At 44.0% G+C, this 21623-nt stretch carries 19 protein-coding genes; 9 read left to right on the plus strand and 10 right to left on the minus strand.

Features of this window, described 5'->3' with window-relative positions; genetic code table 11:
• The first annotated feature begins 138 nt into the window (after positions 1–138).
• The 3 genes from ACED45_RS05235 (at position 139) to ACED45_RS05245 (ending at position 2996) form a co-directional block, all read left to right on the plus strand.
• Positions 139–999: a delta-class carbonic anhydrase gene (locus ACED45_RS05235; protein WP_371713444.1), complete on the plus strand. Its 861-nt coding sequence runs from the start codon at positions 139–141 to the stop codon at positions 997–999.
• Between the two features lie 279 nt (positions 1000–1278).
• The gene (locus ACED45_RS05240) at positions 1279–1905 is read left to right on the plus strand and encodes a LysE family translocator (RefSeq protein ID WP_371713445.1); all 627 of its coding nucleotides are present in this window, start codon (positions 1279–1281) and stop codon (positions 1903–1905) included.
• A 140-nt stretch (positions 1906–2045) separates the two neighbouring features.
• A complete protein-coding gene (locus ACED45_RS05245; protein ID WP_054541129.1) occupies positions 2046–2996 on the plus strand; it encodes a LysR family transcriptional regulator in 951 nt (316 codons plus the stop codon).
• A 44-nt stretch (positions 2997–3040) separates the two neighbouring features.
• On the opposite strand, the gene ACED45_RS05250 is transcribed toward ACED45_RS05245, so the two are convergent.
• The 7 genes from ACED45_RS05250 to ACED45_RS05280 are packed head-to-tail and all read right to left on the minus strand — an operon-like array spanning position 3041 to position 9609.
• Positions 3041–4417 (minus strand): BatD family protein, encoded by a 1377-nt coding sequence (locus ACED45_RS05250; RefSeq protein ID WP_371713446.1) that lies wholly within the window; start codon positions 4415–4417, stop codon positions 3041–3043.
• Entirely contained in the window at positions 4404–5138 is a 735-nt protein-coding gene (locus ACED45_RS05255; protein ID WP_060981391.1) for a hypothetical protein, read from the minus strand. The genes ACED45_RS05250 and ACED45_RS05255 overlap by 14 nt, the downstream gene beginning before the upstream one ends.
• Entirely contained in the window at positions 5132–6112 is a 981-nt protein-coding gene (locus ACED45_RS05260) for a vWA domain-containing protein (RefSeq protein ID WP_371713447.1), read from the minus strand. The genes ACED45_RS05255 and ACED45_RS05260 overlap by 7 nt, the downstream gene beginning before the upstream one ends.
• Positions 6105–7142 (minus strand): vWA domain-containing protein, encoded by a 1038-nt coding sequence (locus ACED45_RS05265; protein ID WP_371713448.1) that lies wholly within the window; start codon positions 7140–7142, stop codon positions 6105–6107. Before ACED45_RS05265 ends, ACED45_RS05260 begins: the two co-directional genes overlap by 8 nt.
• Entirely contained in the window at positions 7135–7674 is a 540-nt protein-coding gene (locus tag ACED45_RS05270) for a DUF4381 domain-containing protein (protein ID WP_371713449.1), read from the minus strand. The genes ACED45_RS05265 and ACED45_RS05270 overlap by 8 nt, the downstream gene beginning before the upstream one ends.
• A gap of 19 nt (positions 7675–7693) precedes the next feature.
• Positions 7694–8626, minus strand: coding sequence for a DUF58 domain-containing protein (locus ACED45_RS05275; RefSeq protein ID WP_108117989.1), 933 nt, complete (start codon positions 8624–8626; stop codon positions 7694–7696).
• A gap of 14 nt (positions 8627–8640) precedes the next feature.
• Entirely contained in the window at positions 8641–9609 is a 969-nt protein-coding gene (locus ACED45_RS05280) for an AAA family ATPase (protein ID WP_017092117.1), read from the minus strand.
• Positions 9610–10012: 403 nt separating this feature from the next.
• On the opposite strand from ACED45_RS05280, the gene ACED45_RS05285 reads away from it, so the two are divergent.
• The 3 genes from ACED45_RS05285 (at position 10013) to ACED45_RS05295 (ending at position 13937) form a co-directional block, all read left to right on the plus strand.
• Positions 10013–11068, plus strand: a complete 1056-nt coding sequence (locus tag ACED45_RS05285; RefSeq protein WP_371713450.1) for a DUF1254 domain-containing protein — start codon at positions 10013–10015, stop codon at positions 11066–11068.
• Between the two features lie 418 nt (positions 11069–11486).
• A complete protein-coding gene (locus tag ACED45_RS05290; RefSeq protein WP_017081145.1) occupies positions 11487–13013 on the plus strand; it encodes a methyl-accepting chemotaxis protein in 1527 nt (508 codons plus the stop codon).
• 360 nt (positions 13014–13373) lie between these two features.
• A complete protein-coding gene (locus tag ACED45_RS05295; RefSeq protein ID WP_081008980.1) occupies positions 13374–13937 on the plus strand; it encodes a type II secretion system protein in 564 nt (187 codons plus the stop codon).
• 97 nt (positions 13938–14034) lie between these two features.
• On the opposite strand, the gene ACED45_RS05300 is transcribed toward ACED45_RS05295, so the two are convergent.
• Entirely contained in the window at positions 14035–15417 is a 1383-nt protein-coding gene (locus tag ACED45_RS05300) for an MATE family efflux transporter (RefSeq protein ID WP_371713451.1), read from the minus strand.
• 410 nt (positions 15418–15827) lie between these two features.
• Between ACED45_RS05300 and ACED45_RS05305 the strand changes: the two genes are divergently transcribed.
• From ACED45_RS05305 to ACED45_RS05315, 3 genes are all read left to right on the plus strand, one after another.
• Positions 15828–16391: a hypothetical protein gene (locus ACED45_RS05305; protein ID WP_371713452.1), complete on the plus strand. Its 564-nt coding sequence runs from the start codon at positions 15828–15830 to the stop codon at positions 16389–16391.
• 123 nt (positions 16392–16514) lie between these two features.
• Positions 16515–16949, plus strand: coding sequence for a hypothetical protein (locus tag ACED45_RS05310; RefSeq protein ID WP_371713453.1), 435 nt, complete (start codon positions 16515–16517; stop codon positions 16947–16949).
• 337 nt (positions 16950–17286) lie between these two features.
• A complete protein-coding gene (locus ACED45_RS05315; RefSeq protein WP_371713454.1) occupies positions 17287–18120 on the plus strand; it encodes an alpha/beta fold hydrolase in 834 nt (277 codons plus the stop codon).
• A 146-nt stretch (positions 18121–18266) separates the two neighbouring features.
• Here ACED45_RS05315 and gcvP read toward each other — a convergent pair whose 3' ends face one another.
• Both gcvP and gcvH read right to left on the minus strand, forming a co-directional pair.
• The gene (gene gcvP, locus ACED45_RS05320) at positions 18267–21146 is read right to left on the minus strand and encodes an aminomethyl-transferring glycine dehydrogenase (protein ID WP_102447365.1); all 2880 of its coding nucleotides are present in this window, start codon (positions 21144–21146) and stop codon (positions 18267–18269) included.
• A gap of 89 nt (positions 21147–21235) precedes the next feature.
• Positions 21236–21616 carry a glycine cleavage system protein GcvH gene (gcvH, locus tag ACED45_RS05325; RefSeq protein WP_017105929.1) on the minus strand — a complete coding sequence of 127 codons (381 nt, stop codon included), beginning with the start codon at positions 21614–21616 and terminating at the stop codon, positions 21236–21238.
• Positions 21617–21623: the final 7 nt, after the last annotated feature.

The raw sequence follows: 21623 nt of genomic DNA on the forward strand, positions 1-21623 counted from the left end.
GGTTTTTAATACTCTTCCCAAAGTAAGCTGTGAAATCTAATCTTACAAAGACAAGCACCATATTCACTTGCGAGCATAGTAATATGTTTGCTGTTAAGTTCATTTTAGGTTTAGTTATCAATATTCTAGGGAAGAGATATGAAGAATAAGAGTGTATTTTTAAGCGTCGCGATGGCTATGTTGGCGGCTCAAGCGAACGCATCTGACGCGAACCATGAGTCTGTAGCTGACAGTGTTATCGCTGAACAAAGAGCAAACCTATCTGAAAACACGCAAGGAAAAGGTTTTGGCCCACAAGCGCCTCGCGATTTAGGCTCAGCCGAAGGAACAAATACCCGATTGTTTTCGGATGCGCCAGATTCAACAGCCATGAATCTATGTAATATCCACTTCCATAAAAACGCTGAGCACAAAGGTGGTGAGTTTACTCAATACGCTGGTAACGGTGATGGTAAAGGTTTCCAGAGTGGATTTAAATACACAGGTAAGTTGAGCGCGGCCGAGCTTAAACCATTCGAGCAGAAGGTTTGTCCTAGCGACCACGGTTCACTTAATTCTGGTGACACTATCGAGGTGCATTACGTGTACTCGACTGCACAAGTTGAACCAGGTGAAACATTGGGTGCTTGTTTTAACGACGCGATTACCAACCCGCAACTGCGTGTAGAAACCCAAGTTTACGTATTAGTGAATGACGACAAAGCACTCGATTTCGAAGCACTCGCTAAACATTCAAAAGTCAACGGATTACACCAAGCCCCAAACATTCCTCAAAATACGGGTTCAGCGATTCAATACGCAGGTTCTACAACGGGTCCTGGTTACAATGAGCAAGGTTCACCTTTCCAAGTAACATGGAGCGTTCGTCCACAAGTTGCGAAAGTAAACATCGCGACAGTGGGGAGTTGGTGTGAAGGCAATGACTTTAACGAAGACCACGCCCACGGTGTGAGAAACATAGTCGTAAACCCTGAGTTGTTGTCACCAATATCGAACTAATCTTGTTACGTTGATTCGTAGTCAATATTTTGCAAAGGCGGGCCACTAGGTTCGCCTTTTTTGTGTCTTAACGAAAAACATGTTGGGTTTAGCTTTGCGGTTATGCTTAGTGGGGAAGTTACGTATGACACTTATTCAAAACATGAGTCTTGTGAATCGTTCTTAGTTAAAAACGCTGTCAGTCAAACACGCTCTTAGACAAAAACGCTCTTTACCCGAATCGGGGCTCCATGATACGTTCGAAAATTATAATGTTGAATGATATTTGAGGGACGACAGATGTCACTAGAAGGCGCAGTTACATTCTTTATTGCCATGTTTATATTTGGTATTACTCCGGGGCCTGGCGTATTTGCCATTTTAGCTCGTGGCATGGTTAACGGTTGGCAAAAGTGCATCACTCTTTCGTTAGGGATGATATGCAGTGATCTTATCTATCTTGCGCTTGCCTGTTTTGGTCTAGCGACGATTGCTGAGAACTGGTCGTTTGCCTTTGAGGTGATTCGCTATGTTGGTGCCGCTTATTTGATTTACTTGGGCTACAAGATGTTTAAGAGCCTACCTGAAGTGCAAGGTTCAGCAGAACTTGCGGCCAAACAAAGTCAGAAATCGGAACTCGCCAGTTTCGTGCAAGGCTTTTTGATTTCAGCATCAAATCCGAAAGTGATTCTGTTCTATATTTCATTCTTGCCGACGTTTATTGATCTGACGGTTTTGCATTCACAAGATATCGTCTTGGTTTCTGTTTTAGCGGCGGTTGCTCTGATGTCCGGTTTAATGCTAATTGCAATGGGTGCGGGTAGAATGGCTAGTTTACTTAAAACGCCACGTGCACATAAAAGACTTAATCAGAGTGCTGGTGGAATAATGATTGCTGCAGGATCATATTTGGCAATAAATCGATAAATACGATTATTTGAACAGAAAGGCGAACCGATTGGTTCGCCTTTTTAGTTGGATATAAGTTGCAAGGGTTAATAGAGACTTGTTTGTTAGTCACAATGGTGCAATTATTTAACGAGTGATATTACTCGGATGCATGTCTTATGATGACTATCGAACAACAGCTTTCTCGGTTGGACCTAAACTTATTAGTGTCGTTGAGTGTTTTAATCAAAGAGAGGAACGTAACGCGCGCAGCCAATACTTTGTATCTGTCTCAACCTGCGATGAGTCGTACCTTAAGTCGCTTGCGAGAGTTGTTTGATGATCCACTGTTTTATAGAGAGTCTAATGGTTTAGTGCCGACGCAAAAAGCGCTAGAACTGCAAGCACCTTTAGAAGAGTTGCTATTGGCGATGCGCAGCCTAGTAACGAAATCTGCGTTTGATCCTGCTGAATGTGTTCAAACCTTTGTTGTTTCTGTACCGCCATTAATGAGTCGGATGCTTTCTGTGCCTCTTGCTGAACGGTTCATGCACGATGCTCCAAACGCCAGTCTTATCGAATATCCCATTGCGAAAACGCCCACTAGCCAGCTGTTGTCACGAGACGTAGATTTTACTATTCACATCGAAGCCCCGAGCAATCCCATCGAATTTCCATACGTAAGTCTTGGGCAGATCTATCCGGTATTTTACGTATCTGAACATCACCCTTTAGCCAAAGCAAAAAATGTCACGCTTGAGCAGTGCCTCGAATCTCGTTTTGTTGACCTCACGCTCGATATTCGCTCGAATTACGGGCTGCAACACCCTGTAGACACTTACTTAGTTAAGAATGGAATGCAGAGAGATATTGCCTTTAAAAGCGGACAGCTTCTTACGTTGGTGGAAGTGATGCAGAGTTCGAATACAATTTTGGTTGCGACCCACAAATTGACGGAACTAGAGGGAATAGGCGACAAGATAGTACCGATATTCTCTCTAGATAATGTACCCGAGTTAATGTTCGAGCTGTTTTTGATTGAGCATAAAAGAACCGTTACCAGCCCAGCACATCAATGGTTCAAGAACTTAGTCGTGTCTGTGATTGAAGACGTTGTTTGTGATAGTTGAGCCAACGTCTTTGCTAACACCGCAGCCTAAGTTAAGTTGACCGCTTAGTTCAGATTCCAGTTAAACCTAAACGGTGCTCTTCGGGTTTTGGGTGAGTCATTGATGGCTTTTAACAGTGTTTTTGCTTCTGCTAGCGAAACTGAGAGGGAAGCTGAAACCGAGCTTTCAGTATTTTTTGCGTAGCCAAGCTTCAATAACTTCTTCCAAATGTCGTTTGATTCAGAATCTAGAGGCAGTTGAAGCGTGCCTTTCGACAAGGTTGTTCGCCCCGTAATCTCATAGATAGTTTGCACCGCTTTGCTGTACTGCTTTTCTTCAACGTGTCGACAAAATTGAATATTCAACTTTTTGGAATTCAATTGCTGGCGTGCGACAAAATAACGCTTTAAATCAATAAAATGCTTTCCGATTAGGCGAGCAATCGCAGCAAGGAATATTCCCGCAATGACCAAGTAATACCAATATTGGCTTAGCCAATTCGATAAGGTTTGAGCTCCGTCGCTCGATCCTAAAGTGTTGCTTAGTGAGTCTAATAACTTTGCGTCACCGACTTGAAGCGTTTGCTGCTCAACAGTCAACGATTCCAGCTGATTGGTCTTTGTGTTCCACCATGTCATGGTCTGTTTTGGTAAGACGACTTTCCCTTGTTCTTGAAGAATTAACGTTACCTGTTGTTTGAGTGTCGCGGTATTGCTTTTATTCAGGCGATTAAATACGTTTTCTTTGATTGCTGGTTTGCGATACAACTCAACGCCAGATGTGTCTGGGATGTTGATCTCAGGCAGCAACATCATGTGTGAGTTTGCCACGCTCAATGTATACGTTGCAGTGACAGCGTGGCCAACTTCGAATTCGTCGGTTAACGGACGATCAGTTGATATTGAAAGCTCAGCATTTGGGCTAACAATCAACGCGTCTGCATCAATGTTTCTCACGGGCATTTTGGATGTAAAGTTAATGGGTTGCGATTGAATCACGCCCTCAACAACGTTTGCGCTGGTAAGCTCTACACTAACGGGAATGTTCAATTCAGGGACGGTAAACTCACCAGTTTGCATAGGGTACAAGTAGTAGCGTGCTTTTTGTGTAAACCACTTAGTGCCTTCAATTGTGCGTGCTGAACGTGCGACTTTCTGCTCATCTTTCTTTACGACTGTGTTGGGTATATCTAAGTAAGGTAATGCCAACTCTTCTTGAAAGGGGCGGGTACTCAATATTTCAACGTTAAGTGCGACTTGTTGTTTCACAGCGACATCTTGAGTTTTAATTTCAACGCTGAGCTTTAATTCACCGTCACTGACAAGCTGGTCTAGGTTAGTAGAACTTGCTGGCATTGAAATTAAAAACATCATCGCTGGTAAGATAGAAAACCAACACTTCAGAAGGGCTAATGCTCGGGTTGTCGATTTAGTTTTGTTCATTGCTGTATTCCTGCTGAAATTTTTGTCTTAGAAACTTAGATGGATTCTGTCTGACCTGTTTTAGCCAGACTTGGTCAGAGATCACGAGCTCCTTCTGACTCCCTTCTTTTGGTTCGTCGTCGACCAATTTCCTGTCATCAATGACTTTTTCTGAATCTTGCTTTGTCGGTGGTGTGTTCTTGATCTTTTCTATTGCAGCTTCCACAACTGCAAGGTTGTTGGTTGCTTGTTCTGCATACGTTTCGTTGTTCAACAGTTCGTTGTAAAGCGCAGTAGCTTTATCAAATTGAGCTGTATGAGCGTAGCTGTTCGCGACGATTAACTTAGCGAAATCAGTGAGCGCTGCCGGTTCGCCACCTTGTTCACTTGCTTGTGGACTTAATTGCTCAATCGCACCAAGGAAATCACCAGACAAATAACGACTGTAGGCTTTCCATGTTGAATCATCGAACAGAGCGGCACTTTGCGCGTAGTTGCCTTGCTTGAACTCGACATAAGCGTGTTGATCGTTGGATAGCCAAAAATCAAAAAATGAGTGCTTATTGGCGATTCCCCAAATCAGATTTCCTGCAATAAGCACAAGCAACAAGTGCATTGGCTTAAGTTTGGATAACCAAGCTAAACGGTTGGACTTGTTCGGAGTCGAAGTAGTTGGCTTCGTCAGATTATCAATCTTTTGATTGATTACCTTTTGATTCACTACCTGTTTATTATTTACCACTGTAGCGTCCACCCTTTTCTAAACCACATTAATTGGATAGGCAGCAACAAAAACAGCAACCAATAGCCCGCGTCTAACCAAGGTAGGGCGTTATCGCTTACTGCAAACAGGTTGTTTTGAATACCCTGATAAACCGCTTCTACGTCGCTAGCGTCATGAGTGAATGAAACCATTTTTCCATGCCCCGCTTGCGCCAGTTGTGACAGTGAAGCGAGTTGGTTTTCGGTTAAACCTGCCGTGCCATTTCCGCCACTCTGCGGGTTTTCCCCCATAGCCCAAACGATCACTTGGTGTTGCTGTTGTTCAAACGCTTTAGAGAATTGTTCTATCGCTTCGTCATTGGTCTTGTCTGTCAGTATCAAAACCGTTGATGGCGCTTTTGCCTGTGAAATTAACTCGAGCGTCGGCTTTAACACCGAAGCGGGTTTGCTCTTGTTATCTGGCAGTAAGCTTCCATCCAATACATCAAGGAAGTATCGCGTTAACTCTTTGTCTTTGGTGACAGGCATCGCGACATGCGCACTACCGCCGTATATGACCAAACCAGTTTTTGCGTCGCCGCGTAGTTCAACAAGCTGATTGATCTTCTGTTTAGCGCGCTCTAATCGTGACGGCTGAATATCGGTTTTATTCATTGAATCAGAGACATCTAAGGCGATCACCAGCTCTGAGTTGTCTTCAAAAAATGGTGAGGGTTGTTGTTGCCACGTTGGGCCCGCCATAATGATCGTGGCTATAACCGCAAACACCAAAAACAATCGATTCGGAGAAACCATACGCGCTCGATTTTGGTTGAGAGACAGATGTTCTACCATGTTTTTAGACATTACAGGCTGCCACTGTGCGACCAAATCCTCTTGTTGAACGAGTGCACGATAAAACAACACGAACGGGACCAATGCTAACAACCACAGTGGACGCATGAAATGAAACTGGGTGATATCGCCACCAAACAATGTATTGAAATCAGTCATTGGTTAGCTCCTCTCTGCGGCGAATAACACGCTTTACTTCTTTTTGATGACGTCTTTGACGGCGTAGATTGGCACCAAACACGATTAAGGCCGCGAGTAGGTTGCTCACCAGACAAACGCCAAATGCATAGTGGTGCAAACTGTGTTTAGGACGGTGAGATAACAGTTCAAACTCTTGCTGTTCTAGTTCATCTATCGTTGCGTAAGCTTGTTCGAGTTGCTTTCGGTCCATGGCATGAAACATCTGCCCGCCAGTTGCTGCTGAAACCTTTTCTAAAGTGGGAAGATCCATCTTGTAGCGACCTTTGGTACTCGGGTCACCAATTGCAATGGTGTAAATCTTCACGCCATATTTGGCGGCGATTTCTGCGGCTTTGACAGGAGGCATTTTCGAGCTGGTGTCATCCCCATCGGTTAGCAGAATCATCACTCTTTGGCGGCTCTGTTCTTGTTCGAATACGGCAATTGATAAGCCAATTGCATCGCCAAAAGCGGTTTGAAATCCAGCGTAGCCAAGCTCAACGTCTTCGAGTAGTGATTGCCACACGTCAATATCTTCAGTAAATGGCGCTTGAACATAAGCTGAGTCGGCAAACAAGATTAACCCTAAGCGGTCATGTTCTCGCTGGGCTGCGAACTCTCGCAACACCTGCTTTGCAATCGTTAAACGGTCGTGTTTGTTGCCTTGTTTATCGGCAAAATCCTCTTCTGACATCGAACCTGACAGATCCAGTGCGACCATAATTTCACGAGCGGATTTCTTTTGTTCAATTGGTTCGCCTACCCACATCGGTTTAGCAATCGCGACGACTAAAGCGAGATAGCTGATAATGACCAATAGCCATTGCACTTTACGACGGTTCATCTTGACCGCGGTTTCAGAGGGCTCTTGTGAAGACACGGCAATCAGGCGATCGAAAAAGGGCACTTGAATCGCGCTTTTTGACTCTTTGTAAACAGGCAATAGCCAATACACGGCAAAAGGTAAACAGAGCAGTGCAAACGCTATCGGGTATTCAAATTCAATCATGTGACACCTCGTGATGCTTTATCCAAAGTGCAACGTTCTCCATGATGGCGTTTCGTTTTTCTTCCGTTAATGTCGCTGCTGAAGAGTAGGCGAGTTGAGCAAGTACGCCTGAAAGTTCTAATGTAGAGAACTCGGTTGAAAATTGGCGATTAGTGCAATGGTCGTCTAACCATTTTTCCCAATCTGTACCGGTTATAGGTGCGACCTCTGCGCGAGGAAAGGCGTACAATGCGGTTCTTCGTAGCAGTTGTGGTAGCTTTTGAAATGATGAAATGTCACCGGATTGAGCCTCTAAAGAGAGCTGCTCGAGTTCTACTAAAGCAGCGCGTCGGTATGTGTTTGCTAGGTACTTTTGAATAACTAAATAGACACGATATAAAGCGAAGCAAAACAGCAACAAGAGTAGCCAGTACCAGCCTGGAGCATTCGGTAGCCACGAGATACTTTCTGGCAAAGAAGGCTCAGACAAAGAGGCCATTAATGGATTCACATTTTCTGGCTGTAAAGGCTCAAGCCCAGTGTTAGTCGTCATAGTCTGCATTCTCAGTTATTTAACTCGCGCCGAGTGCTTTTCTAAGCTGAACATCGGTTGGGTCGACGGTGTTGAAAGGCAATACAGGGATTCGATATTTCTTCGCCACTGCCGTGAAATTATCAATGGCTTGAACCACGTCTTTGGCGAATGCATCGCGTAACTGTGCTTCTTGGCCTGATACGGATAATTGCAATTGCCCGTCGCTAAGTACCATCTTATTAAGCGTGGCTAAATCATGCTCTAGTGGGTCGGTAACATGACACAACACCACATCGTTGTGCTGACAGAGCGCCTTGATTTGCTCTTCGCTACGCTCGTTATAGCCGTAGCCATCGGTAATCAAGATCACTAACCCATCATGCTTAACCAACCTCTGCGCTTGATGAAACAATTTAGCGAAGGAATTGGATTGGGTGTCTTGAGCCTTTCCCGCTTTGAGCTGCTGATTCTTACTCGCAATCTCATTGAGTATTTTGAGTACGTGATTTGCGCTGCGTTGCGGTGAAATAGGCAGGGCAGTGTTGTCGTTATAAACAATGGCACCAACACGATCGGTACTGTCTATAACTTTCCAAGCGATCAAAGCTGCGATTTCTGCAGCAACTACAGATTTCATTCGACCTGTGCTGCCAAAGAACATGCTGGTGCGCTGATCGACCATGACATAAACGTTACGCTCGCGTTCTTCAGAGAATATTTTGACGTGTGGCTTGCCCGTTCTATTCGTCACTTTCCAATCCATGGTGCGAATATCGTCACCAATCTGATAGTGACGCATCTCTTCAAAGTTCAATCCTCGCCCACGTAGCTTCGAAACATGGCGACCTGTTAACGCACTGTTGATTGGCTGATTAGGTAGAAAGTCAAAGCCATGCGCCTTGTATTTCAACAATCGCAATGCCTTTAGATCGGTATAGATATCGGGATCAAGTGTTGGTTTCGTCTCCATGGTGACCTCTCGCGTTACGCTACTGCAACTTGAGACAAAATCTCATCGATGACTCTGTCTGAACTGACGCCTTCAGCCAATGCATCGTACGATAGAATCAGGCGGTGGCGCAGAACCCCATGAACCACGTTACGAACATCATCAGGGTCGACAAAGTCCTTACCGTTTAGCCATGCCATCGCTCGTGAACACTTGTCTAACGCGATGGTTGCACGCGGGCTTGAACCAACACCAATCCATTGTGAAAGGGGTGACTCTGGGTACAACTCTGGTTGTCTTGTTGCCACCACTATCGCGACAATGTATTTAAGAACCGCGTCGCTACAATGTATGTCGCGCAGTTGATCGCGAGCATCAAAAATGCATTGAGGATCAATGGGGGCAGGTTTGTCTGTGCTTGGTTTTTCCTCACTGCGAACCATCTTAATGATCTGCTCTTCGGCATCCGCATCTGGATAATCGAGATTTATTTTCATGATAAATCTGTCCATTTGCGCTTCTGGCAGTGGGTAAGTCCCTTCTTGTTCAACCGGGTTTTGTGTCGCTAAAACCATGAATAGATCAGGCAGTTTGTAAGTCTTGCCAGCTACAGTGATTTGTCGCTCTTCCATTGCTTCCAACAATGCAGCTTGTACCTTTGCTGGGGAGCGGTTGATCTCATCGGCCAGTAATAGATTGTTGAAAACGGGGCCCGGTTGGAAGGTAAGCGTCGGTTTGCCGTCTACATCTTGATACACCTCTGTGCCTGTTACGTCCGAAGGCAACAGATCTGGAGTGAATTGAACACGACCAAGGTCAACTTGTAGGGCAGAAGCCAATGATTTGATAGAACGAGTCTTTGCTGTTCCGGGTAATCCTTCAAGCAGAACATTACCATTTGTAAGTAGCGCAACCAGTAATGTGTCAACCATATGTTGTTGGCCAATTACCGAGGATTCCATCTGCTGCTTTAGTTGGTTTATAGAGTCTAAAGTTGGGTTCATTTGCTTACCTATTGACTAATTAATCAAGTGAGATTCAGGTCACCAGATGGCGAAAAGATAAATATTGTTAGTTAAAGCAATTATTTAAATCACCTTTGCTAAGGGTAGTCGAAAATAATTTCGACATACGCGATCAACATATCTTTGTTAACGACTCACCTTGGAAATACTGAATTGCATGGTCTATAAATAGGCTACTGTATTGTTTGTATTTTAATCAAGAATAAAGGTTGATAAGTAACATTACTTCGCTGCATATCTATTATACGGCGATGTCATTTGTGAATTTATGCTGCCTTGATAACATTGTTCACAAGTTGAGCGGTTAACGAACTAACTGTTCTAACAAAAACAAATGGACTATGTATTGATTTAGCGTTATCGATTTTATTAGAGGTCAACAATGAAAAAATTAGCATTAGTAGTTTTAGGTTTAAGCGCAGTTTCTCTTTCTTCTTACGCAGCTGAAGAAGTTTCAACTCTGACAGAGTTCTTCAATGCCGATGGTGAAGTGACTACCGTCGACAATTACGCGGTGTACGAAACGTCACGCCAATATTTGAAAAACCAAGAGCTTGTTGGCGTTAATAAATTCCTACACAAACGCGAGCTAACGCCAACTGATAAACAGCCTGTGGTTCGAATGAACCGAGACACTTACTACTCAATGGCTGTGATTAACGTTTCGCAAGGCGCGACGATTACGCTACCTGAGATTCCTGAAGGAAAATACATGTCGATGGAAGTGATTACAGAAGACCACCGCATTCAGCCAATGCAATACGGTTCTGGTACGTTTGATCTTTCTACACACAGTGGTGACCACGTTTATGTCATCGTTCGTACCGACGCGACGTTCACCAAAGATGAAGTTCACAAAATCCAAGATCAGATGAGCATTGATGCAAAAGCAGACGCCGAATTCATGGCAATGCAAGTGGATGAGAAATCATTCGATGAGGTCGAGAAAAACCTTAAGATGGAAATGCCAAAACTACTGAAACGCGATGGTGCTCAGGCGACGTTTGGTATGTTTACCAGCCCTGAAGATGCTTCAAAAGAGATGTTTACCAAAGAGAAGTACGCAGTGGGTGCGGCTATCGGTTGGGGTGGCGCGCAGTTAGATGACAATATTTACGAAGTCTCAGGTAACTTCCCAGCAGACACTTGTCATCAGGCGACCTTTGATGACCCAAAAAACCAAGCGTTTTGGTCGGTAACTGTCTATAACAAGCAAGGTTTCATGTTTGGCGAAGTGGCGAACGTAAGCTCAAACACGGCTGAGAAAAATGCAGACGGTACTTACACTGTAAGCTTTGGTTGTGGTGATGATGCAGTCAACAACATCAAAACAGCGAACGACTCTGGTGTGTTTAACTTGGCTTTCCGCCATTACATTCCGAGCCAAAAAGTACGTGATGGATTCCGAGTGCTTCCTTATGTGAAAGTGATTAATTAAAACGATATAACTTAAACGGAATAGCTTAAAACGATATCGCAAAATATCGATTCAAGAAGCGCGTTATTGCCACTGGCAGTAACGCGCTTTTTTATTTGTTCGATAGCAGTGTCTCTGGCCGATTGCTGTGTATTCACACGTGTTTGTCTAAGCGACTTCATTAGTTGTTAATCGGATTTCCCAGTGTAGACTCCGCGATATATACGCCATATGTTATGTAAGTGTGACTAACATACGCTTCTCATATAATTTAGCTAAAGTTATCGAGATTTTGACAGATAAAGGATCAGTGGGAGCTCTAACACGAGACAGAACGTGCGAGCTTTGGTTTCAGTTATTGAAACCTTCAGAGAACTTTTAACAAACTTGCGTCGAGACAACCTAAATGAAGAAAACAATCCTATTTGCCGTTTTTATTATGTTTGGCATTGCAGTCGCTGCGAGTATGGCGTCAACCTATTTCATTTCAAGTGAAAAAATCGATGAGATAATATTGAACAAATCTCAAGTTCAAGCTGAATTCTTGGCTGGAAATGCTGGGTATATCTTAGAGAATTCGGACAACCCAGTTCAAGATTTACAAAAGCTGGTGGGTGAGCTGAAACAGCGATCTGATGTCACTTATGCCATTGTTATTGATAGTAACGTAAGTGCTATTGCTCACAGCGATAAAAATAAACTTAATAAGGTTTACGAAGATAGCTATACCGTTAAAGGTGCAACCCAAGGCGTACAACAGTATTCAAAATGGTACGCTGATGTTCAAAAAGTATGGGTGTTTGACATCATGGCACCTATCTACGTCAACGGTGAGCTGTACGGCACCTTTGATATCGGCATTCCTATCACAGAGGTTAGCCAAGCAACGAACGGTATTATTAGCTACCAGCTAGCTTCAATGGTTTTCATTTTTGTTGTTTGTCTCGTTGTTCTATCGCTTCTTCTTAGCAAACTGATGCAGCCTCTCTTAGTATTGAAAAACACATTACACGATATTTCTGAAGGTGATGGTGACCTATCGGTACGTTTGCCTATCAAAGGGAATGACGAAGTTGCTCAAATCTCATCGGCTTTCAATGTGTTCGTTGGCAAGGTGCACGAGATTATTACTCAAACAGTGAATACGGGTGTTGAATTAAATAGCACTGCTATTGGGCTTCGTGAACAGTCGCAGCAAGCATTGCAAAGAGGACAAGAGCAGAACGAACAAACCATGTTGGTCGTGACATCTATGAATGAAATGATCGCCACGGTTAATGAAATTGCGTCTAGCGCGGCTGGTGCTGCAAGCGCGGCAAACATGGCGGCAAGTGAAACTCAAGAAGGTCATAAGACGATCGAGAAGACCACAAATTCGATTGCAAACCTTGAAGCCGAAATGAATAGTGCTTCTAACATCATCGTGAGCCTTGCTGATAATACTCAGTCGATCGGTACGATTCTTGACGTTATTCGAGGTATCTCTGAGCAAACAAACTTGCTAGCACTCAACGCTGCAATTGAAGCTGCACGTGCCGGTGAAGCTGGTCGAGGCTTTGCGGTTGTTGCTGATGAAGTTCGTAACCTTGCGACAAAAACAGCACAGTCGACCGATGAAATTGACACTATGATCAACCAACTTCAAACCGAAGCTAAGAACGCTGTTAGCTCGATGAGTAATAGTAAGAACCTAATTGAAGAGGGTACGACTGAAACTGAAATGGCTCGCCAAGCTTTGGAAAAGATTTCAACGCAAGTTTTGGCTATTCTCGATATTAATACGCAAGTCGCAACGGCAACGGAGCAGCAGTCAGCGGTAGCGAATGAAATTAATATGAACATGGATACGGTTAATAGCTCAGTCAAAAACGGTTTGAGCGCAAGTGAGAAATTAGAGCAATCAAGCCAGCACCTGGCAGAGCTATCACAAGTTCTCGATCGTTATGTCGGTTCATTTAAAATCTAGAATTCCCAACATATCTCTTTAAGAGAGGTGTGGGTCTCCAGTTATTTAATAGCGCTTATGTCATACATGAGCGCTATTTTTTTGCGATATGCAGACACAGATATTCCGATAGAGCGCAATAGAAATGAAGAATGTACCTGCAGTGTAAACTTGTGACAATTTGGCCTATTTAGAACAACGCGATCAAATAAGACAGTGACAGCAGGTACTTACTTTTATTTCCGCATGCGCAAGGTCAAAAAATCGACTAAACAACAGCTCTGACGCGACACATAAGGTGTTCCGCCTCTCATCACGATGTATAGTTATTGATAGTTCATTCAGTAATTGTATCTGTAGTTGTCAGTTGATGTGGGTGTTATGAAGAAAAATGGATTTACTTTAATGGAATTAATCATTGTGATCGTGATACTTGGAGTATTGGCCGTTACAGCAGCCCCGAGATTCCTCAATATTCAAGAGTCAGCAAGAGAAGCGGTACTTGAAGGTGTTGCTGGTGCGATGGAAGGTGTTATCACGCAGGTGACTTCTAAAGCCATTATTGTTGGGCTTAATCCGGACGCAACAAACCCAGGTGATCAGAGCAACTATGTAATTGATTTTGGTATCGGTAGCGTTGAAGTCGATTGGGGAACACTTTGCCCTGAAAGCCGAGGGGAGTCCGGAGACAAGTTAAAAATGCTCGATTTCCTTACCTTGTCAGATGATGACAGTATTATCTCAGATTATGGAAATAGACATACGGTAGTCGGATACAATCAACCTTTTAGTGACGCAGACCTGAACAGCAATAATATTACCGACGATGCCTTACCTTCGGGTTGTTATGTTATCTATGATTCTTTTGGCGGCAGGACAAGTGGAGACACATGTCCAGTAGATGGTTGTGAGTGTACAGTTCGCGTTATGAACGATGAGTGTTAAACCAAGCACATCATCTGGTTTATAGAAATTCAATAAAAAAGCGCGTTATTGCCGAGTAGCAATAACGCGCTTTTTTCTACTAGCTTATTGGCCTATCTTAGTTTGCCAATGGAGCACTTGCTGGTGGCAAGTCACGTTTCTTAATCACGTGTCGTAAGCGAATTAACATCAGCGTCGCTGAAACGCTCAAGCCCGTCAGGATACCAATCCAAAAGCCTTCTTCACCCATTGCTGGAACAATGTGGTCTGTTAAGCCCAACACCATACCTAATGGTAGTGCTAAGCCCCAGTATGAAGCGATAGCTAAGATCATCGGGATCTTAGTGTCTTTATAGCCGCGCAGTGCGCCGTTAGCAGACGTTTGCAATGCATCACTAAACTGGTACATCGCCGTAAAGGTCAACAATACTGCTGCCGTAGCACTTATTGCAGGGTCGGTGGTGTAAAGTCTAATGATCCACTCAGGGAACAGCAGGAACATCGCAACTGAAAGTAATGAAATCAACGCGGCAACCAAAATGCCGACTTTGCTGCGTTCAATTGCGCCTAGTTCGTCTTTCTCACCTAATGCATGTCCAACACGAATCGTAATGCCAAACGAGATACTCATTGGAATAACGTAAGTTAGGCTCGAGATGTTAAGTGCAATTTGCGCCGCTGCTACGTTCTCTGCACCAATACGGCCGATCATAAGAGCGATAACCGCAAAGATACTGCCACACACCGCGATGTTCATCCCGATAGGTAAACCTAATCTTAGAAGGTGGAGCATCTCTTTTGCTTTTGGCTTCGCGTCTGCAAAGCTAATAATAGTTTTGTAGTGGTGATGGCCTTTAATGTAGGAATACAGCATTCCCGACATTAACCAGTACACCAAGCTTGTCGCCCAGCCACAACCTACAGCGCCCATTTCAGGGAAGCCAAATTTACCGTAAATAAGCACGTAGTTGACCGGAATGTTCACCAACAAACCAATTACCGAAATGATCATCGGCACTTTGGTGTTGTTCATACCTTCACAGAAACCGTTCAAGGTGTAGAACAGGGCAATACCCGGCACACCAAAGGCGAGGGCGAAAGCATAATCACTGCCGATAGGAATAATCTCAGCGGCTACACCAATCCACTCTAAGATCGGTTTCGCACTCACCAAATAAGCGATGAGTAATACGCTAGCAATTAATGCAAGCCAAACCATCTGGAAGAATTCAACAGAGATACTCTGAAAGTCGCGAGCGCCACGGTGGTAAGCAACGACAGGCGTTAACGCCATAATCACGCCACGCAGTAGCAGTAACACTGGGATCCAAAGGCTAGTGCCAAGTGCAATAGCGGCGAGGTCGGCAGGGCTTACTTGGCCAGCCATTGTCGTATCGACAAATCCCATCGCTTGGGTAGCTATTTGAGTCAAAATGATTGGAATCGAAAGATGCATAAGCGCACCCGATTCACGAGTAAAAGGACGAAATTTCGTTAGCATGGAAGTTCACAACACCAATATAAATACACGAATGATGGCAGGATGGCCGGTGTGTATTTTAGGATGTGCCCCGTTGGGCGGGCGACAATATAAACACCTTACCGTATAGGGTCAAGCATTGGATTTATAGAGTTTAACTTGCTCTGAGATAGTCACGGGTTCTGATGGTTGAGATACAGATCTAACGCACGTAACTTAATGATTTATTAGGGGTCATACTAGAAAGATAAGTTCAACATTTGCCACGCTAATCACTAAGGTTGTGGTATAAGTGATTGTTATGGAAAGACAAAGGCTAGTACACTTGATGGCATAAAGAGCTAGATAGAAAACTCTGTCTTTAAATGCAGAAATTTTTCGATTTAATAACCGTTATTTTTACGAGTACCCCACGTTATGGAGGAATCTTCATGGAAACTTTAGCAGATGTACTTTATCGGCAAATGACATCATGGAGTGCCACATACTATAAAGAGTTTTTAAAGCAAGATATATCAACGTTTTTCCCACAATCAAGTAAGATCTTTACTAAGAATTTGCTCAAGGATATTCACTCTACTGTGGAGCCCATGCAGTTAGTCATCATTGGTCATTTGTACTTTGATTATTTTCTATTGCGAGCATTAGAAGAGTCAGGAATTAATAGCAACGACAGGCGATATCAATCATTCAAAGCAAAGTTAAATAAGTCGCAAGAATTAGAACTATTAACCCAACTGCAATATGAGTTTCTTGATGAAATAAATAAGCTAAGAAATCGCTTTGCCCACGATGTTTTTTTCGATATTACTAGTTGGGATCCAACAACTTTGCCTCTCGTTAGAAACTATTCCCTAGTTGTACCAAAGCGGAAAGACTTACTGGTTAGTTTCATTGTAACTCACATCAGATTTGGCTTTTTCTTAACCTGTATGGAGGCTGGAGGTAAGAATGAATGGCTGGCTCTAGAGAATGTACCCAAACATTACAACTAATTTAAGAATGATTCGCAACGCGTAGCATTATTATGCGTTGCGCTTGGTGTTTTAAGGAGATGTGCGTAAGCATCGTATTGCGTTGCATACCATTTAAGCGTGCGTTAGGTTTAAGGAGGTATTATGAAATCAAGTATAGTTGCTTTGTATTCACATTGGTTAAATGCAGACTCTGTAAAAGTTGTTATCAATACTAATATTCCGACAGATGAGGGCTTTCCAAACGAGATCCAAAAAATATCTCAGCTGCATTCTTCATTTCGTCGGGTTTCTGTCTTTTATTCTTTGTTGTACGTCGTCGTTGAAGGTTATCGGGAGCTAAAGATTTCCGATGAAAAAGTCGATTCATTACTGGAAGCAGAAGATTTTGTTGATTCTTTGCGGCTTTTTCGAAATGCTACATTTCATTATCAAAAAGCGCCAATCCCAGAAAAAGCTATGAAATTTCTGGAAACAGATAACAGTGAATATTGGATTCAAGAACTTCATAGTACATTTCGTCAGTACTTCGAAAAACAGCTTCCAGTACAGGAAACAATGGCGATATTAAAAGCCTAACAAACTACAATGGCGTCAACATCAACTTGGCGCTTTCTATTTTGTTTATACAATCACTTCTTTGTTTTGAACTTACCCCCACAGAGCCAGCAGAAACACGAAAAGTCCAATCCCAAGCGTGACTTTTAGAAGCAAGCCAAGAGGGGCGCCACCTTTTGGCGCTTTGTTACAACATCCCATCATCGTTTCCTCATTCATCGTTGCATTCATTTCACCTTAAACCTTTCCCTTACGGTAAGGTCAATGAGTTTATAAAACTTCACCAAATTAACCTTTCTTATCGTGTTGGATTCGTTATGATAGATCCAAATTCTGCGATTAGAAGTGAGAGGGTAATGTGCTGATAGAAAAGTGGTTAGAGATTGATGGTGACCAGCTTTATTGCTTGTCGACCTACATCAAAGAGTCTCAGGAAACACTGGTGTTGATTCATGGGTTGGGTGAGTCACATTTATGTTTTGCCGACGCGTTAGATTGGCTCCCGAATTACAACTTAGTCATGTTCGACCTGTGTGGTTATGGCTATTCTCCTGCTTCAAATGTATCCCACTCAACAGAAAGCCAAGCAAAGCGAATATTGAAAGCACTCGACCAATTGAACATCCATGATTGTTTTCTACTTGGGCACTCTTGGGGAGGCGATACATCGACGTTGGTCTGTGAATACGATACGAAAGGTATCGTGCGTGGTTTCATTAATGCTGAAGGCGGGCTGCATGAAGAAAGCATCATCCTATCCCAGATTATTGCAGACACATACTCTGAACTAAGCACTGACAAATTTGCGAACTGGGTGAAAGGAGAAGGTTTCGCAAAACGTTTTGCCATGGTTTGGGGGCACGGAGCGGGTGTTAAGTATCTTTCGTCAGTTAGACGATGTGAGCCAGAGGTTCTTGGGCAAACCGCCAGTGAAATCTACGGGCAACATGCGACTCAAGATATCCGTGGCGTGGTTGGCTGGGGACAAATCTTCGAAAACTTATCCATACCTAAAGTATATTTTTGGGGTACTGACAGCCTAGAGGGTTGTGAACGTGCGAAAGTGTTTATTAGTACGTTAGACAATGTTTCATTTGAGGGCGCAAACCACTGGGTGCAAAACGATCCGGCCAAATTCTATGCGGAAGTAGATAAGTTTATTACTGCCGTTACAAATAGCACCAAAACTTAGATATTCAACAACGATAATAGAAAGTCAATATGTGGATTGTTGGTTAGCTGGCGCGATCTTTACCTCTCAGCATGAAATGATTGATTCTCAAAAAACAAAAAAGCGAACCAAGTGGTTCGCTTTTGTTTATCTAAAATCTACAAAAATTAGTCTTCGTAGTTGTCGATGCTTGGGCAAGAACAGATTAGGTTACGGTCGCCGTATACGTTGTCTACACGGTTAACAGTAGGCCAGTACTTCGAGTTCTTGGTTGCTTTCGATGGGAAGCAAGCCAGTTCACGAGAGTAAGGGCGATCCCATTCTGCGCCTGAAAGGTCAACTTGTGTGTGCGGTGCGTTCACTAGAGGGTTGTTGTCTAGTGGCCATTCACCCGCTTTTACTGCTGCCATTTCGTGACGGATTGCGATCATCGCTTCACAGAAACGGTCTAGCTCTTCTAAGTCTTCTGATTCAGTTGGCTCTACCATTAGTGTGCCAGCTACTGGGAAAGACATCGTAGGCGCGTGGAAACCGAAGTCCATTAGACGCTTAGCAATATCTTCTTCGCTGATGCCTGTGTCTTCTTTAAGCGGACGAATATCGATAATACATTCGTGCGCTACGCGGCCGTTAGTGCCACGGTAAAGAACAGGGTAGTGAGGACGTAGTTTTTCCATCACGTAGTTTGCGTTCAGAATCGCTACTTTCGTTGCGTCTGTTAGGCCTGGTTCGCCCATCATTGCGATGTAAGCCCAAGAGATAGGTAGGATTGAAGCACTACCTAGATCTGCTGCTGATACCGCGTAGTCAGAACCTTGTACACCGTTTTCGATGTGACCTGGTAGGAAAGGTGCTAGGTGCGATTTAACACCGATAGGACCCATACCCGGACCGCCACCACCGTGTGGGATACAGAATGTTTTGTGTAGGTTCAAGTGAGATACGTCTGAACCGATGAAGCCAGGTGAAGTTAGGCCTACTTGAGCGTTCATGTTCGCGCCGTCTAGGTAAACCTGACCGCCCGCTGCGTGTACTTGTTCACACACTTCTTTCACTTGCTCTTCGTATACGCCGTGCGTAGAAGGGTAAGTGATCATGATGCTTGATAGGTTTTCTTTGTGCTTCTCGATTTTCGCTGCTAGGTCTGTCATGTCGATGTTGCCATCTTCATCACACTTAACAACCACTACCTTCATTGAAACCATTGATGCTGTTGCAGGGTTAGTACCGTGCGCAGAGCTTGGAATCAGACAAACGTTACGGTGAGCTTCACCGCGGCTTGCGTGGTAACGTTGAATTGCGATTAGACCTGCGTATTCACCAGATGCACCAGAGTTAGGCTGTAGTGAGAAATCGTCATAACCAGTGATTTCACATAGCTTCTCTTTAAGATCTTTCGCTAGTGCTGTGTAGCCTGCTGCTTGATCAAGAGGTGCGAACGGGTGAATTGAACCAAACTCAGGCCATGTTACTGGAATCATCTCAGCAGCTGCGTTCAGCTTCATCGTACAGCTGCCCAGTGGGATCATGCCGTGCGTTAGTGAGAAGTCTTTGTTCTCAAGCTGTTTTAGGTAACGCATCATTTGCGTTTCGCTGTGGTGCGTGTTGAATACTGGGTGAGTTAGGAACTCTGATTCACGACGGCAGTTTTCTGGAATTGCTGCAAACTCGTTTGATGCAATGTCAGAAGATAGTGCTTGAACGTCTTCTTTAACGTCGAAGATTGCGAACAGTGCGTTCACGTCGTCGATCGTTGTTGTTTCATCTAAGCTGATACCGATTTTGCCAACAAGTCGACGAAGGTTGATGTCTGCTGCTTGCGCTTTTGCGTACAGTGCATCTGTCTTCTCTTCAGAGTTGATTGTGATGGTATCAAAGAAGCTGTTGTTCGTTAGCTCGTAACCCGCTTTAGTCAAGCCAGCCGCTAGGATAGCTGTCATGTGGTGTGTACGACGAGCAATAGTACGTAGGCCTTCTGCACCGTGGTAAACCGCGTAGAAAGACGCCATGTTTGCTAGAAGTGCTTGAGCTGTACAGATGTTCGATGTCGCTTTCTCGCGGCGGATGTGTTGCTCACGAGTTTGCATTGCCATACGTAGTGCTTGGTTACCGTGCGTATCGATAGATACACCAATTACACGACCTGGCATTGTACGCTTATGCTTTTCACGAGTACCCATGAATGCAGCGTGTGGACCGCCGTAACCCATAGGAACGCCGAAACGTTGCGCTGAACCGATGACTACGTCTGCGCCCATTTCGCCAGCAGGCTTAAGTAGAGCAGAAGCAAGTAGGTCAGTAGCCACTGTAACCAGTGTTTTGTTAGCTTGAGCTTTCGCAATGATGTCTGTTAGGTCACGCACTTCACCCGTTGTACTCGGGTATTGAAGAAGCGCACCAAATACGTCTTGCTCTGGAAGTGTTTCAAGAGCACCAACCATTACTTCAAAACCGATGTACTCAGCACGAGTTTTAACAACTTCTAGTGTTTGAGGGTGAACATCGTCAGCAACGAAGAATACTTTGCTCTTGCTTTTGCCAGCACGCTTACACAGTGTCATTGCTTCGCCAGCCGCTGTCGCTTCATCAAGAAGGGATGCGTTCGCGATTTCCATACCGGTTAGGTCCATTACCATTTGTTGGTAATTGAGTAGAGCTTCAAGACGACCTTGAGAAATCTCTGGTTGGTATGGTGTGTAAGCTGTGTACCAGCCTGGGTTCTCTAAAACGTTACGTAGTATAACGTTTGGAGTGAATGTGTTGTAGTAGCCTTGGCCAATGAAAGTACGTTTCACTTGGTTTAGGTTAGCGATCTCTTTAAGAGAGGTCAGCATGTCCATTTCGCTCAGTGGCGCAGCAAGTGTCATTGGTTTTTCAAGGCGGATTTGTGCAGGAACCGTTTCGTCGATCAGTGCGTCTAAGCTAGTCGCGTTGATCGCTTGAAGCATTTTCTGCTGGTCTGCTTTATTAGGGCCGTTATGACGAGCAACAAACTCGTTTTGAGTACCCAGGTCTTTTAGTAATTGGCTTTGAAGTAATTCAGTCATGATATGTTCTACTTTCTCTTTGGAGCCGTGAGCTAGCCCCTAAAATTAAGCTGCTCAAAAGAGCAGCTTTATCGTAATGAGGTTACCTATTAGTCTTCTTCGATAGAGCTTAGGTATTCTTCCGCATCTTTAAGGTTGTCTAGTTCAGACGCATCAGACATCTTCACTTTAACAATCCAACCACCTTCATAAGATTCTTCGTTAATTAACTCAGGGCTATCTTCTAATTCTTCGTTGATTTCTACGATTTCGCCAGAGATTGGTGCGTAGATATCAGAAGCTGCTTTCACTGATTCAACTAGAGAGAAGCTTTCGCCAGCTTCGATTTCGTCTCCAGTGTCAGGCAGGTCAACAAACACAACGTCACCTAGCATCTCTTGAGCGTGCTCAGAAATACCGATAGTTACAGTACCGTCACCGTTGTCTTTTACCCACTCGTGGCTGTCTGCAAACTTTAGTGTATTGTCCATTGCTTAT

The organism is Vibrio crassostreae, assembly GCF_041439375.1.
Classification (GTDB): Bacteria; Pseudomonadota; Gammaproteobacteria; order Enterobacterales; family Vibrionaceae; genus Vibrio; species Vibrio crassostreae_D.